This window comes from Streptomyces sp. HSG2 (assembly GCF_016598575.1).
Taxonomy (GTDB): domain Bacteria; phylum Actinomycetota; class Actinomycetes; order Streptomycetales; family Streptomycetaceae; genus Streptomyces.
Map to the genome: position 1 here is coordinate 1227113 of NZ_CP066801.1, position 13558 is coordinate 1240670.

Below are 13558 nucleotides of genomic sequence, written 5' to 3' on the forward strand. Positions count from 1 at the left end.
CCTTCCGGCCCGGTCCTGCCAGGTCGCGCGTCGTCTGTGTCCTCGGCTACGGTCGAACGGACCGTCGGGGGCGAGGTGCCCCTCGCGATCGTCGCCGTCCTCCCGCCCCATGCTCCACGGTGGACGAGCCGTCCGGCCACGGGTCTCCCGGCCGGGGGCCCGGGCGCGATAGCGTGTCCCCCCACTCCCCCATGATCCTCGTGGCGACCTGGAGGCTCCGTGGTACAGGCGTACATCCTGATCCAGACCGAGGTCGGCAAGGCCTCGACCGTCGCCGAGACGATCGGTGAGATCCCGGGGGTGCTGCGGGCCGAGGACGTCACGGGGCCCTATGACGTCATCGTGCGGGCCGAGTCCGAGAGCGTCGACGCCCTGGGACGCATGGTGGTCGCCCGCGTCCAACAGGTGGACGGCATCACCCGCACGCTGACCTGCCCGATCGTCCACATCTGACCCCCGTCGCAGGTCCGCCCCGCCCGGCGCGATCGCATCCCGTGGTGCCGTCTTCGGACGACGCGGGGACGTGGTGTGGCGGGCTCTCGTCCTCGGACGGGAGCCCGCCGATCATACTGCGGACAGGTCGTAGGCCACACGGCCGGAGCGGCCGGGGCACCTCCCGGGAGCGGGGTCAGCGCAGGCCGGTGGATCGACGCAGTGCGGCCTGGAGCAGCCGGTCGACGAGTTCCGGGTAGGACACCCCGCTGGCCTCCCACATCTTCGGGTACATCGAGATCGGGGTGAATCCGGGCAGGGTGTTGATCTCGTTGATGACGAACTCGCCGTCGTCCCCGAGGAAGAAGTCCGCGCGGACAAGTCCCTCGCAGGAGACCGCCTCGAACGCCTCCACGGCCAGCCGACGCACCTCGGCCGACTGCTCGTCCGTCAGCGGGGCGGGCACGACCCCGGGCGTGGAGTCGATGTACTTGGCCTCGAAGTCGTAGTAGGCGTGGGCGGCGGGCGGGGGGATCTCGGCGGGCACCGATGCCCGGGGCCCGTCCTCGAACTCCAGCACCCCGCACTCGATCTCACGACCGCGCAGCGCGGCCTCGACCAGGATCTTGGGGTCGTGCCGCCGGGCCTCGGCGAGCGCCTCCTCCAGCCTGCCCGGCTCCTCGACCTTGGTGATGCCGATGGAGGACCCGGCGCGAGCCGGCTTCACGAAGATCGGCCATCCGTGCTCGCCGACCAAGTCCGCGATCTTCCTGCGGGCGCCGTCGGGCTCCCGCTCCCACTCACGCGGGCGGATCACCACGTAGGGACCGACCTTGAGCCCGAAGGAGGCGAAGACCCGCTTCATGTACTCCTTGTCCTGCCCCACGGCCGAGGCGAGCACACCGGAGCCGACGTAGGGGACGCCGGAAAGCTCCAGCAGTCCTTGCAGGGTGCCGTCCTCCCCGTAGGGACCGTGCAGCACCGGGAAGACCACGTCCACCTCGCCGAGTGCCTTGGGGACCGACCCGGGCTCGCTGTAGACGACTTCGCGGTCGGCCGGGTCGACCGGGAGCACCACTCCGCCCTCGATGGTCTCGGCGAGGTCGTCGACGCTGGGGGTGCGCCGGTCGGTGATCGCCATGCGCTCGGGGGCGTCCGCGGTGAGGGCCCAACGGCCGTCCGAGGTGATGCCGATCGGCAGCACGTCGTAGCGGTCGCGGTCGAGAGCCGCGAGGACGGCGCCGGCGGTGACCACGGAGATCCCGTGTTCGGAGCTGCGCCCTCCGAACACCACCGCCACACGCGGTCGGCGAGGCTGCTGCTGGGGGCTCTGGGGGAGGTTCTCGCTGCTCATATCGCGCTGAGCGTACCCGCCCTCGGGGGTGGGTGACAGCCTCGGCGTGGCGATCGGGCACCCGGTCAGCGCCGCTCCGGTTTGGCGCTGCGGGACATCAGCTCCTCCAGCGCGACCACGGGCGGCTTGCCTCCGTGGACGATCCCGACGACCGTCTCGGTGATCGGCATGTCCACACCGTGCCGCCGTCCCAGATCCAGCACGGACTCGCAGGACTTGACGCCCTCCGCCGTCTGCCGGGTGGCCGCGACGGTCTCGCTCAGGGACATGCCCTTGCCGAGGTTGGTGCCGAAGGTGTGGTTCCGCGACAGCGGGGAGGAACAGGTGGCCACCAGGTCGCCCAGACCCGCGAGTCCGGAGAAGGTCAGCGGGTCGGCTCCCAGCGCGGCTCCGAGCCGGGTCGTCTCGGCGAGGCCGCGGGTGATCAACGACCCCTTGGCGTTGTCCCCCAAACCCATGCCGTCGGCGATGCCCACGGCCAGCCCGATGACGTTCTTCACCGCTCCGCCGAGTTCGCAGCCCACGACGTCGTCGTTGGTGTACGGGCGGAAGTAGGGGGTGTGGCAGGCCGCCTGGAGTTCGCGGGCCACGCTCTCGTCCCGGCAGGCGACGACGGCCGCGGCCGGCATCCGCGCGGCGATCTCCCGAGCCAGGTTGGGGCCGGTGACCACGGCGATCCGATCCGCGGCCACCCCGGCGACGTCCTCGATCACCTCGCTCATCCGCATCGCGGACCCCAATTCGATCCCCTTCATCAGCGACACCAGCACGGTGTCCGGTTCCAGCAGGGGAGCCCACTCGGCGAGGTTGGCACGGACCGTCTGGGACGGCACGGCGAGCACGGTGAAGTGCGCGCCCGACGCCGCGCGGGCGGCATCGGTCGTGGCGCTCAGGGAGTCCGGCAGGCGCACGCCCGGCAGGTAGTCCGGGTTGGTGCGGGTGGAGTTGACGGCGTCGGCGAGGTCGGCGCGGCGCCCCCACAGGGTCACCTCGCACCCGGCGTCCGCCAGGACCATGCCGAAGGCGGTCCCCCAGGACCCGGTGCCGAACACGGACGCCTTGACGGGAGCCTTCACGCGCCCTGTCCTTCCACCTGTTTGCCGTGCGTTCCGGCACGACGGTCCACGGAATCCGAGCCCCGGTCGCCACGCCCGTCGTGCCGCCCTCGCGTCTGGGCCCGGGTACGGCGGCGTTGCTCGCCACGCTCCCGGCGGGGGTCGTAGGGGGTCTTCGGGGCCTTCTCCCCTCGGATCTCCTCCAACTGCCGGGTGATGGCCGCCATGATCTCCTCGGTGGCCTCCCTCAACAACTCGGCCGTCATCTCCCGGCCGTAGAAACGGGAGAGATCGACCGGGGGACCCGCCTGGACGTGGTGGGTCTTGCGGGGCAGCGGCTTGGGTCGCCTGGCGTAGGGGGGAAGCAGTTCGTTGCAGCCCCACTGGGCAACCGGGACGACCGGGCACCTGGTCTGCAGGGCCACCCGCGCCGCCCCGGTCTTTCCGGTCATCGGCCAGCCGTCCGGGTCCCGGGTGAGCGTTCCCTCGGGGTAGAAGGCGACGCACTCTCCCCGCTCGACCGCGTCGATCGCCGCTCGGAAGGCGCTCAGCGCGTCCGTGCTCTCGCGATAGACCGGAATCTGTCCTGTCCCGCGCATCACTGCGCCGACGAACCCTTTCCGGAAGAGGCCGCTCTTCGCCAGAAATCGCGGAACTCGCCCGGTCTCGTACTGGAAGTGCGCGTATCCGAAGGGGTCCACGTGCGAATTGTGGTTCACGGCCGTGATGAATCCGCCCTCGGCGGGGATATTGTGCATTCCCCGCCAGTCCCGCTTGATCAGAACCATCAGCGGCGGTTTGCAGATCACCGCGGTGAAGCGGTACCAGAACCCGATTCTGCGGCGGGGCACGCGAACACCTTCCTTCCAGGGCCCGGACGAGGCCGGGGGCCGCACAAGTGTCACCCCCGGCCGGCTTTCTGTCGAGCACACCGTACGCCCCGCTCACGTCGTCGCCTCGCCCGCCGGGTGACAATGGCGGCGACAGGGGGAGGGAAGGAACGCTCGTGCAGTGGACCTTGGTCGTACCGGTGAAGCCCTTGGCCCGGGCCAAGAGCAGGCTCGCCGACACGGCGGACGCCGGGGTGCGACCCGAACTCGCGCTCGCCTTCGCGACGGACACCGTGGAGGCCGCCCTGGACTGCCCGGCCGTGGCCGGTGTGGTGGTCGTCACGGGCGACGGGCGAGCCGGTCGAACACTCGCCGCGCTCGGCGCGAGGATCGTCGGGGACGAACCCGCCGGCGGGCTCAACGCCGCGCTCGCTCACGCGTCCCGGACCGTTCGTCGATCGCACCCGTCGTGCGCTTTGGCGGCGTTGAACGCCGACCTTCCGGCACTGAGATCGGCGGAATTGGGGAGGGTGCTGCGCGCTTCCGCGGATTTCCCCCGGGCCTTTCTTCCGGACGCGGCGGGAACCGGAACCACTCTCCTGACCGCCCGCCCGGGGCGGGAACTGCGCCCGGCCTTCGGGCATCGCTCGCGGGAGCGACACCGGAGCGGAGGGGCGGTGGAACTCACACTCGGCGCGGTCGATTCGGTACGACAGGACGTGGACACGGGCTCGGATCTTCGGACCGCTCTCGCCATGGGCGTGGGGGCCCGCACGGCGGGCGTCGCCGCGCGGCTGCTCATCCCGGGACAGTAGGCTGGACCCATGCAGGCGACCGCGTACACCTTCGATCCGCGGACCCGTTGCGGGCGGGTTCTCCTCGACGACGGCACCCCCGTGTCGTTCGACACCGCGGCCTTCGACGCGGGCGGCCTGCGACTGCTGCGGCCCGGCCAACGGGTGCGCCTGGAAACCGAGCGGCGAGGCGAGACGTACCGGATCACGTTGGTGACCCTGCAGACGCTGTGAGCAGCCTCGCCCGCCCCGCCCTCACGGCGCGGGACGACCCCGGGCGACGCCCCGCCCGCCGAGCCGCCGCGGGCCGGGCCCCGGGGAGGGGGCCGGCCCGGTGTGCGAAAGCCTCGGCGCGCCGCGCGCTACTTCTTGCGGGCGGCGGACTTCTTGGCGGTGGTCTTGCGCGCGGTCGACTTCTTGGCCGGCGCCGTCTTCGCGGTGGCCTTCTTCGCCGGGGCCTTCTTCGCGGCGGTCTTGGCCGCTGTGGCCTTCTTGGTGGCGGCCTTCTTGGCCGCCGCGGTCTTCGTGGCGGCCGTCTTCTTGGCCGCGGTGGTCTTCTTCACGGCGGCCTTCTTGGCCGCCGCGGTCTTCTTGGCCGCCGCCTTCTTGGCGGTGGTCTTCTTCGCCGCCGCCTTCTTCGCCGCGGCCTTGGCGATCGTGGGCGTCGGGCCGGAGAGGCTGCCCTTGGGCGCCTTCTTGACCGCGATGTCGTTCTTGGGAAGCTTCTTCGAGCCGCTCACCAGGTCCTTGAATCCCTGCCCCGCGCGGAAACGCGGCACCGAGGTCTTCTTGACCCGAACCCGATCCCCCGTCTGGGGGTTGCGGGCGTAGCGGGCGGGGCGGTCGACCTTCTCGAAGGATCCGAATCCGGTGACCGAGACCCGGTCCCCCGCGACCACCGCGCGGACGATGGCGTCCAGGACCGCGTCCACGGCGTCGGCGGCCTGCTGCCGACCGCCCATCTTGTCGGCAATCGCTTCTACGAGCTGCGCCTTGTTCACGTCTTCCCCTTCGGAGACATTGCCAGAACGAGAATGTTCAAGCTTTTCGCACGTTAGGCAGATATATACCGCAAATCAAACACGAAACGGGCTAATCACCCTTGTGCCGCAACGGACTCGGCCGTCTCCGGGGGTTCAGCGTTCCCGGTCGGGCAGGCGCCCGGCCTCCAGGTCCGTCGTGAACCGCTCCAGTCGCCTTGCCGCGTGGGCGAGATCGTGCTTGGCCGCGGCCGTAATGACCAGCAGCTTCCGGGTCAGCGCCATCCGTACGCCCTCCGGTACTTGCAGTGCGCGCACTGTCGCATGCGCTTCTTTCAGCCGGATCGCGACCAGCCGGTAGAGCTCGAGTTGGCCATCGCGTTCCATGCACAGATTGTGCCATCTGGGGCGAGTTGTCGCCCGCGCAGGGGGGCAACTACCGCCCCGGGGCCCTCCGCGTCCACCCGCGACAGGCATTCACATCCCCTCAACTCGCTTACAGCGCATACTCGTTGTCGACCACGGGAGTGACCCGGGGCAGCCTGCCTCGGACGACGAAAAGCCGTACCCCCGATCGGGCCGATCGGGGGTACGGCTGGCTCGTCGGGGTGGCCGAAAGTCGACCGTCGACGGGGAGGTGTCAGACCTGGAGGGTCCGCGGCTTGAACGAGGGGCGACGACTCTCGTAGGCGGCGATGTCCGCTTCGTCCCGGAGCGTGATCGAGATGTCGTCGTGCCCGTTCAGCAGCCGCCAGCGGGCATTCTCGTCCAACTCGAACGCCGCGGTGAAACCGGGCGCCCGCACCTCGCGGGCGTGCAGGTCGACGGTGACCTCGGCCTGCGGGTCGGCCTCGTGGATCTCCCAGAGCGCTTCCACCTCCCGCTGCTCCAGTACCACCGTGAGCAGGCCGTTCTTCAGCGAGTTACCACGGAAGATATCGGCGAACCGAGAGGAGATCACGGCCTTGAAGCCGTAGTTCTGCAAGGCCCAGACGGCGTGTTCACGGGACGAGCCGGTTCCGAAGTCCGGGCCCGCGATCAGCACCGAGGCGCCTTGGCGCTCCGGCTGGTTGAGGACGAACGCCTCGTCCTTGCGCCAGGCCTCGAACAAACCGTCCTCGAACCCGTCCCGGGTGACCTTCTTGAGCCAGTGGGCCGGGATGATCTGGTCGGTGTCGACATTGCCGCGGCGCAGCGGCACGGCGCGGCCGGTGTGGGTGGTGAACGCTTCCATGGCTGATCAGGCTCCTGCCGGAACGGGGGCTTCGACGGTGGTCAGGTCGGCCGGGGAGGCCAGTCGGCCCAGGACGGCCGTGGCGGCGGCCACCTGGGGCGAGACCAGGTGCGTACGCCCCCCCTTGCCCTGCCGACCTTCGAAGTTGCGGTTGGAGGTGGAGGCCGAGCGCTCTCCCGGGGCCAACTGGTCCGGGTTCATCCCCAGGCACATGGAGCAGCCGGCGTGCCGCCATTCGGCTCCGGCCTCCTTGAACACCCGGTCCAAACCTTCCGAGACCGCCTGGAGGCCGACCCTCGCGGAGCCGGGCACCACCAGCATCCGCACGCCGTCCGCGACTTCGCGTCCCCGCAGCACCTCCGCGGCGGCGCGCAGGTCCTCGATCCGGCCGTTGGTGCAGGAGCCCACGAAGACCGTGTCGACCTCGATGGCGCGCAGCGGCTGTCCCGCCGAGAGCCCCATGTACTCCAAGGCCTTCTCGGCGGCCAGCCTCTCCGAAGCGTCCTCGTACGAAGCCGGGTCGGGGACCTCGGCGGAAAGCGGCGCACCCTGACCGGGGTTGGTCCCCCAGGTGACGAAGGGCGCCAGTTCCGAGGCGTCGATGACGACCTCGGCGTCGAACTCGGCGTCGTCGTCGGTCCGCAACGTCTTCCAGTGGGCGACCGCCGCGTCCCACTCCTCGCCCCGCGGGGCGTGCGGGCGGTCCTTCAGGTAGGCGAAGGTCGTCTCGTCCGGAGCGATCATGCCCGCCCGTGCCCCGGCCTCGATCGACATGTTGCAGATGGTCATCCGGGCCTCCATGGAGAGCCGCTCGATGGCCTCCCCCCGGTACTCCAGGACGTAGCCCTGTCCGCCTCCCGTGCCGATCCGCGCGATGATCGCCAGGATGACGTCCTTGGCCGTGACTCCCTCGGGTGGCTGACCGACCAGGGTGACGGCCATGGTCCGCGGACGGGTCATCGGCAGTGTCTGGGTCGCCAGCACATGCTCGACCTGGGAGGTTCCGATGCCGAACGCCAACGCGCCGAAGGCACCGTGCGTCGAGGTGTGCGAGTCGCCGCAGACGACGGTGGTGCCCGGTTGGGTCAGCCCCAGCTGGGGTCCCACGACGTGGACGACGCCCTGCTCCACGTCGCCCAACGGGTGCAGGCGGACGCCGAACTCGGCGCAGTTCCGCCGCAGCGTCTCCAGTTGGGCCCGGGAAACGGGGTCCGCGATGGGCTTGTCGATGTCGAGCGTCGGGGTGTTGTGGTCCTCGGTGGCGAGGGTGAGGTCGGTACGCCGCACGGTCCGGCCGCTCTTGCGAAGCCCGTCGAACGCCTGCGGGCTGGTCACCTCGTGCAGCAGGTGCAGATCGATGTAGAGGAGGTCGGGCTCACCCTCGACCCGTCGGACGACGTGGTCGTCCCAGACCTTCTCCGCCAGTGTCCTACCCATCGCTTTCCCTCCGGCCGACGACCACGCGCCGACGCAACTAGAGATCTTGAGGAGGCGCCGTCCGCCTCGCCGGACTCGACGGCCACCAGGCCCGTTCGTCCAGGGGCTCCGTCGTCCTGATTCCAGGGTGGCGCGTTCCACGCGAAATTGAACTTGCGTTTCACAGAGTGAGACGTGAGTATCGTTTCATGGACAACAGTAGCGGCGTCGGCGTTCTGGACAAGGCGGCACTCGTCCTCAGCGCTCTGGAGTCGGGTCCGGCCACCCTCGCGGGGTTGGTCGGGGCCACCGGACTGGCTCGACCCACGGCCCACCGTCTGGCCGTGGCCCTGGAACACCACCGCATGGTGGCGCGCGACATGCAGGGGCGGTTCATCCTGGGCCCCCGCCTGGCCGAGCTGGCCGCCGCCGCGGGCGAGGACCGCCTGTTGGCGACCGCGGGCCCGGTCCTCACACACCTGAGGGACGTCACTGGCGAGAGCGCCCAGCTCTACAGACGCCAGGGGGACATGCGCATCTGCGTCGCGGCGGCCGAGCGACTGTCCGGTCTGCGGGACACGGTTCCGGTCGGCTCCACGCTCACCATGAAGGCGGGGTCCTCCGCCCAGATCCTGATGGCCTGGGAGGAGCCGGAGCGCCTGCACCGCGGACTTCAGGGCGCGCGTTTCACCGCGACCGCGCTGTCGGGAGTGCGCCGGCGCGGGTGGGCCCAGTCCATCGGCGAAAGGGAGCCCGGGGTGGCGTCCGTGTCGGCACCGGTTCGCGGGCCGTCGCACCGCGTCGTGGCCGCGGTGTCGGTGTCGGGGCCCATCGAACGACTGACACGCCACCCAGGACGCATGCACGCGCAGGCGGTGATCGACGCCGCCGGACGGCTCTCCGAGGCCCTGCGCCGCTCGGGGTGACTCCGCCTGCGGCCGAAGTGGGCACCTGGGACGCCGCAGGGCCTCTCGGGTGCCGGGCGGTCCATCGCGACGCGACGAGCACCTCGGCCATCGCCCCGGAAGCGCGGCAGGGCCCCTCGCCGAAGCGAGGGGCCCTGCCGACCATGTACCCCCGACCGGATTCGAACCGGCGCTACCGCCTTGAGAGGGCGGCGTGCTAGGCCGCTACACAACGGGGGCGTGGACCCTGCGTTTCCGCAGGTCCGAGCTGGTCTACCTGGACTCGAACCAAGACTAACTGAACCAGAATCAGCCGTGCTGCCAATTACACCATAGACCAATGTGGTTTAGACCAGTCGTACCCCCGACCGGATTCGAACCGGCGCTACCGCCTTGAGAGGGCGGCGTGCTAGGCCGCTACACAACGGGGGCCCTAGCGAACACTGTAGGTGATCACCGTACCCCCGACCGGATTCGAACCGGCGCTACCGCCTTGAGAGGGCGGCGTGCTAGGCCGCTACACAACGGGGGCATGCAGATGTGCTCTGCGAGCTGGCCTACCTGGACTCGAACCAAGACTAACTGAACCAGAATCAGTCGTGCTGCCAATTACACCATAGGCCACTGGAACGCAAACCTGTCACGGAAAGTCGCTCTAGTACTGCGCCTCGGAGTCGGGCCTCGCGGTCCGCGCCCCGGTGGCGCAGGAAGAACATTACCCGAAGGTGGACGGGGCTCCAAAACGCGTATCGGCGCAGAGGAGCGCGGGGAGTTCGGCGAGCGTGGCGATCCGGAGCGCGCCCGCCCCGGGGGTGATCGCCGACCGGGGACCACCGCGATCGACCCAGACGGACAGCAGTCCGGCCTCGGCTGCTCCTCTGCCGTCGATCTCCGGATGGTCTCCCACGTAGGCCACCTCGTCGGGAGCGAGCCCCAAGGCGGCGCAGGCCGCGTGGAAGGCGCTCGCGTCGGGTTTGGAGACGCCCAGTTCGGCGGCGCACAGGATGCTCTCGAACCGGTCATGGACGCCCAGTGTCCTCAGCTTGCGGTCCTGGACGCGGATGCTGGAGTTGGAGAGCACCCCGTGCCGGTAGTCGCCGGCCAGCGCGTCGAGTGCCGGAACCACGTCCGGAAACAGCGACCAGGCCGACTCGTAGTGCGTGAGATACCGCTCGAACCAGGCGTCGGCCTCGGCGTTCGTCAGTCCTGCACGGCCCACGAAGACCCGTGTGCGGTCGCGTCGCAGCGTGGGGTAGTCCACCTCGCCTGCGGCATGACGAATCCACTGCTCCTCGCCGATCTCGCGCCAGCGGCTCAGCGCCTCCTCGCCGGAGTGGTGCGCGGCGAGCTCTCCCTCGGCGACGAGGTGGGAACGGAGGCCCTCGCGATCCGCGCTCGTGTGGTCGAAGAGCGTGTCGTCGACGTCCCAGACGATGGCTTTGACGGGCATGGCGTCGACGGTACCGCCCGGGCCCCGCCGGGGGGCAACGTTCCGGCCGCGGGTCGCCCGGGCCGCGAGGCGGCTCCGCGGCGTTCGCCTCGGAGTCGCCTCGGAGCGGGCCGAGGGGCGGATTTCGGCACCCTGCCGCTAGGAAGCGAGTCGGGCAAGGGCCGCGTCGATCCTGGCGAGAGCCCGGTCCCGACCCAGCACCTCCAGGGACTCGAACAGCGGGAGCCCGACGGTCCGTCCGGTGACCGCCACTCGCACGGGGGCCTGGGCCTTGCCCAGTTTGAGGCCGTGCGCCTCACCCGCGGCCAGCACCGCCTCCTTGAGAGACTCGGGGGAGCTCCAGTCCGCCACCGCCAACTTCTCCCGTGCCGTGCGCAGGAGCGCGTCCGAGCCCTCCTTCATCGCCTTGTCCCAGGAAGAGGCGTCCCACACCGGCTCGGGCAGGAAGAGGAAGTCGACGTTGTCGGTGATCTCGGAGAGGACCCGTAGGCGGGTCTGGGCGTGCGGCGCGATCGCCCGCCAGCGGTCCTCGTCGAAGTCCTCCGGGGACCAGGGGGCGAAGGGTGCCTCCAACCACGGTCGGCACCGTCGCGCGAACTCCTCCGCGTCCAGCAGGCGGATGTGGTCTGCGTTGATCGCCTCGCACTTCTTCAGGTCGAAGCGGGCCGGGTTGGGGTTGACGTCCGCGACGTCGAACGCGGCGACCATCTCCGCCGTCGAGAAGACGTCCCGGTCGGCGGCGAGCGACCATCCCAGCAGGGAGAGGTAGTTGAGCAGTCCCTCGGGGAGGAAACCGCGGTCGCGATAGAGGTTGAGGCTGGACTGCGGATCACGCTTGGAGAGCTTCTTGTTTCCCTCGCCCGTGACATAAGGGAGGTGGCCGAAGTGCGGGACGCTCTCGGCGAGTCCCAGCTTCGTCAGCGCGCGGTACAGGGCGATCTGGCGCGGGGTGGACGAGAGCAGGTCCTCTCCGCGCAGGACGTGGGTGATCCCCATCAGGGCGTCGTCCACCGGGTTGACCAGCGTGTACAGCGGCGCGCCGCCGGCCCGGACGATGCCGTAGTCGGGGACGTTCTCCGGGGTGAAGGTCAGTTCGCCGCGCACGAGATCAGTGAAAGTGATCGTCTCGTCCGGCATGCGAAAGCGGACGATGGGCGCCCGGCCCTGGGCCCGGTACTCCTGAACCCGTGCGTCGGCGAGGTCGCGGCAGTGGCCGTCGTACCCCGACGGCCTGCCGGCGGCGCGGGCGGCCTCGCGTCGGGCGTCGAGTTCCTCCTGGGAGCAGTAGCAGTGGTAGGCGTGGCCGGACTCCAGGAGCTTGCGCGCGACCTCGGCGTACAGGTCCGTCCGCTCGGACTGGCGGTACGGGGCGTGCGGGCCGCCCACCTCTGGCCCCTCGTCCCAGTCGAGTCCCAGCCAGCGCATCGCGTCGAGCAGCTGCCGGTAGGAGTCCTCGGAGTCGCGGGCCGCGTCGGTGTCCTCGATGCGGAAGACGAGCGTGCCCTGGTGGTGACGGGCGAACGCCCAGTTGAACAAGGCGGTGCGGACCAGGCCGACGTGGGGGTTGCCGGTCGGGGACGGACAGAATCGGACGCGTACGGGGGAGGCGGGTGCGCTAGCCACGCTGGACAACCTTATTGGTGAGAGTGCCGATGCCTTCGATGGTGACGGCGACCTCGTCGCCGACACGGAGGGGGCCCACCCCGGCCGGGGTGCCCGTGAGGATGACATCGCCGGGGAGCAGCGTCATGGCCTCGGAGATGTTGACGACCAGGTCCTCGATGGAGTGGACCATCTCACTGGTGCGGGCGAGCTGACGTTGCGCTCCGTTGACGGTGAGCTGGATCGTGAGGTCCGCGGCGGTCGCCAGGTCGATGTCCGTCTCGATCCAGGGGCCGAGCGGGCAGGCGGTGTCGAAGCCCTTGGCCCTCGCCCATTGCTTCTCGCGCCGCTGGACGTCCCGGGCGGTGACGTCGTTGGCGCACGTGTACCCCATGATCACATCGGCGACTCGCTCACGCGGCACCTCGCGGCACATCCGGCCGATGACCACCGCCAGCTCGGCCTCGTGGTGCAGCTCCTCGGAGAAGGAGGGGTGGCGGATCTCGTCTCCGGGGCCGATGACGGACGTGGAGGGCTTGAGGAAGGCGAACGGAGCGTCGGGCACCTCGTTGCCCAGCTCGCGGGCGTGGTCGGCGTAGTTGCTGCCGAAGGCGACGACCTTGTTGGGCAGCACCGGCGGCAGCAGCCGCACGCCGCTCAGGGGGACCTTGGTGCCGGAGAGCTCGAAGTCCGCGAACGGAATGCCCTTGACGACGTCGAGGACGAGCTCGTCCGGTCGGTCGCCCTCGACCGCGCCGAAGGCGACGTTGCCGTCGATGGAGAACCTGGCGATACGCACGGGTTGCTGGCCCCTTGACTGAAGCGCTGGAATCTGACGCTCCAGGCTAGCGCGGCCCCGAGGACCGTCCGCCGGGAGTGGACCCGGGCGGACGGCGCGCGGGCCTCGCGCCTCTACCGGTCCGCGACGGCGAGGGTCTCGGGCGGGAGCTCCATGAGGACGGTCCGCCGGGGGTTGGCGGTCCGCTCGGGCAGGTCCAGGCTGTGCTCCGGCCTCTCCGGGGTCCACATGCCGGCGGCGTCGTCCAGATGGGCCAGCGTGATGCGCCGAGGGTTGGCGGTCTGGTGGAGCGTCATCGTCGTCTTCACGGTTGCGGGAGACCTCGTCGTGTGCTTGGCCCCCGTGGCGCGCCGGAGCGGGTCGCGGGGGCCGAATCGTCGGGTGGGGCGCTGCTCAGGGCGTCAGGCTAGACAGGCGGATGCCCGTCGACTGAGGCGGACCCCCTCCTTCCGGGTGTGAGTTTCCTCACCACTCAAGCCCTAAACCGGTCAATTCAGGCCGACGGCAACGCTCGACGAAAGGGACGGGAGACCATCGAACCACGCATTCCGCTCCCGATCATGCCGACTGGGACACCACGAGGGAGCCACCGAATCGCGGACGTACGTCCGATTTACGGATGACCGGCGTCTACATCCGGTGACTCGTTCCTCACATGGGGTCACTGATGTCGTGGCGTGGCCCACGGGCCTTGTTGGAGATCCGGC

15 protein-coding genes and 5 tRNA genes are annotated in these 13558 nt (G+C 70.1%); 4 read left to right on the forward strand and 16 right to left on the reverse strand.

Annotation, left to right across the window (positions count from 1 at the left end):
* Positions 1-219: 219 nt before the first annotated feature.
* Positions 220-453, forward strand: coding sequence for an Lrp/AsnC ligand binding domain-containing protein (locus tag JEK78_RS04845; RefSeq protein ID WP_200262859.1), 234 nt, complete (start codon positions 220-222; stop codon positions 451-453).
* Positions 454-628: 175 nt separating this feature from the next.
* Here the strand turns inward: JEK78_RS04845 and JEK78_RS04850 are convergent, their stop codons facing one another.
* The 3 genes from JEK78_RS04850 to JEK78_RS04860 all read right to left on the reverse strand — a co-directional run bounded on the left by JEK78_RS04850 (position 629) and on the right by JEK78_RS04860 (position 3692).
* A complete protein-coding gene (locus JEK78_RS04850; protein WP_200262860.1) occupies positions 629-1786 on the reverse strand; it encodes a D-alanine--D-alanine ligase family protein in 1158 nt (385 codons plus the stop codon).
* Between the two features lie 65 nt (positions 1787-1851).
* Positions 1852-2862 (reverse strand): NAD(P)H-dependent glycerol-3-phosphate dehydrogenase, encoded by a 1011-nt coding sequence (locus JEK78_RS04855; RefSeq protein ID WP_200262861.1) that lies wholly within the window; start codon positions 2860-2862, stop codon positions 1852-1854.
* Positions 2859-3692 carry a lysophospholipid acyltransferase family protein gene (locus tag JEK78_RS04860; RefSeq protein ID WP_200262862.1) on the reverse strand — a complete coding sequence of 278 codons (834 nt, stop codon included), beginning with the start codon at positions 3690-3692 and terminating at the stop codon, positions 2859-2861. Before JEK78_RS04860 ends, JEK78_RS04855 begins: the two co-directional genes overlap by 4 nt.
* A gap of 155 nt (positions 3693-3847) precedes the next feature.
* On the opposite strand from JEK78_RS04860, the gene cofC reads away from it, so the two are divergent.
* Together cofC and JEK78_RS04870 are read left to right on the forward strand one after the other, a co-directional pair.
* Positions 3848-4486 carry a 2-phospho-L-lactate guanylyltransferase gene (gene cofC / locus JEK78_RS04865; RefSeq protein WP_200262863.1) on the forward strand — a complete coding sequence of 213 codons (639 nt, stop codon included), beginning with the start codon at positions 3848-3850 and terminating at the stop codon, positions 4484-4486.
* A gap of 9 nt (positions 4487-4495) precedes the next feature.
* Positions 4496-4699, forward strand: a complete 204-nt coding sequence (locus JEK78_RS04870) for a hypothetical protein (protein ID WP_200262865.1) — start codon at positions 4496-4498, stop codon at positions 4697-4699.
* Positions 4700-4827: 128 nt separating this feature from the next.
* On the opposite strand, the gene JEK78_RS04875 is transcribed toward JEK78_RS04870, so the two are convergent.
* The 4 genes from JEK78_RS04875 to leuC all read right to left on the reverse strand — a co-directional run bounded on the left by JEK78_RS04875 (position 4828) and on the right by leuC (position 8116).
* Entirely contained in the window at positions 4828-5466 is a 639-nt protein-coding gene (locus JEK78_RS04875; RefSeq protein ID WP_200262866.1) for an HU family DNA-binding protein, read from the reverse strand.
* A gap of 135 nt (positions 5467-5601) precedes the next feature.
* Positions 5602-5832 carry a hypothetical protein gene (locus JEK78_RS04880; protein WP_200262867.1) on the reverse strand — a complete coding sequence of 77 codons (231 nt, stop codon included), beginning with the start codon at positions 5830-5832 and terminating at the stop codon, positions 5602-5604.
* Between the two features lie 253 nt (positions 5833-6085).
* Positions 6086-6679, reverse strand: coding sequence for a 3-isopropylmalate dehydratase small subunit (gene leuD / locus JEK78_RS04885; RefSeq protein ID WP_200262868.1), 594 nt, complete (start codon positions 6677-6679; stop codon positions 6086-6088).
* Positions 6680-6685: 6 nt separating this feature from the next.
* The gene (leuC, locus tag JEK78_RS04890) at positions 6686-8116 is read right to left on the reverse strand and encodes a 3-isopropylmalate dehydratase large subunit (RefSeq protein WP_200262869.1); all 1431 of its coding nucleotides are present in this window, start codon (positions 8114-8116) and stop codon (positions 6686-6688) included.
* A 188-nt stretch (positions 8117-8304) separates the two neighbouring features.
* Here leuC and ndgR point away from each other — a divergent pair, with 188 nt between their 5' ends.
* A complete protein-coding gene (gene ndgR, locus JEK78_RS04895; protein WP_200262871.1) occupies positions 8305-9021 on the forward strand; it encodes an IclR family transcriptional regulator NdgR in 717 nt (238 codons plus the stop codon).
* Between the two features lie 146 nt (positions 9022-9167).
* Here ndgR and JEK78_RS04900 read toward each other — a convergent pair.
* From JEK78_RS04900 to JEK78_RS04940, 9 genes are all read right to left on the reverse strand, one after another.
* Positions 9168-9240 (reverse strand) — tRNA-Glu (locus tag JEK78_RS04900).
* A 28-nt stretch (positions 9241-9268) separates the two neighbouring features.
* Positions 9269-9340, reverse strand: a tRNA-Gln gene (locus tag JEK78_RS04905).
* A 19-nt stretch (positions 9341-9359) separates the two neighbouring features.
* Positions 9360-9432 (reverse strand) — tRNA-Glu (locus JEK78_RS04910).
* A gap of 27 nt (positions 9433-9459) precedes the next feature.
* Positions 9460-9532 (reverse strand) — tRNA-Glu (locus tag JEK78_RS04915).
* A gap of 20 nt (positions 9533-9552) precedes the next feature.
* Positions 9553-9624 (reverse strand) — tRNA-Gln (locus JEK78_RS04920).
* A gap of 91 nt (positions 9625-9715) precedes the next feature.
* Positions 9716-10450, reverse strand: coding sequence for an HAD family hydrolase (locus tag JEK78_RS04925; RefSeq protein ID WP_200262873.1), 735 nt, complete (start codon positions 10448-10450; stop codon positions 9716-9718).
* Between the two features lie 138 nt (positions 10451-10588).
* Positions 10589-12073 carry a glutamate--tRNA ligase gene (gene gltX / locus JEK78_RS04930; RefSeq protein ID WP_200262875.1) on the reverse strand — a complete coding sequence of 495 codons (1485 nt, stop codon included), beginning with the start codon at positions 12071-12073 and terminating at the stop codon, positions 10589-10591.
* On the reverse strand, positions 12066-12851 hold the full coding sequence (locus tag JEK78_RS04935) for a fumarylacetoacetate hydrolase family protein (RefSeq protein ID WP_200262876.1): 786 nt from the start codon (positions 12849-12851) through the stop codon (positions 12066-12068). The genes gltX and JEK78_RS04935 overlap by 8 nt, the downstream gene beginning before the upstream one ends.
* Before the next feature lie 113 nt (positions 12852-12964).
* Positions 12965-13159: a hypothetical protein gene (locus tag JEK78_RS04940; RefSeq protein WP_200262877.1), complete on the reverse strand. Its 195-nt coding sequence runs from the start codon at positions 13157-13159 to the stop codon at positions 12965-12967.
* Positions 13160-13558 lie beyond the last annotated feature (399 nt).

Coding starts and splice junctions, on each gene's coding strand:
- JEK78_RS04870 (WP_200262865.1), top strand. CDS start 4,496: ATGCAGGCGACCGCGTACACCTTCGATCCGCGGACCCGTTGCGGGCGG.
- ndgR (WP_200262871.1), top strand. CDS start 8,305: ATGGACAACAGTAGCGGCGTCGGCGTTCTGGACAAGGCGGCACTCGTC.
- JEK78_RS04925 (WP_200262873.1), bottom strand. CDS start 10,450: ATGCCCGTCAAAGCCATCGTCTGGGACGTCGACGACACGCTCTTCGAC.
- JEK78_RS04850 (WP_200262860.1), bottom strand. CDS start 1,786: ATGAGCAGCGAGAACCTCCCCCAGAGCCCCCAGCAGCAGCCTCGCCGA.
- leuC (WP_200262869.1), bottom strand. CDS start 8,116: ATGGGTAGGACACTGGCGGAGAAGGTCTGGGACGACCACGTCGTCCGA.
- JEK78_RS04880 (WP_200262867.1), bottom strand. CDS start 5,832: ATGGAACGCGATGGCCAACTCGAGCTCTACCGGCTGGTCGCGATCCGG.
- leuD (WP_200262868.1), bottom strand. CDS start 6,679: ATGGAAGCGTTCACCACCCACACCGGCCGCGCCGTGCCGCTGCGCCGC.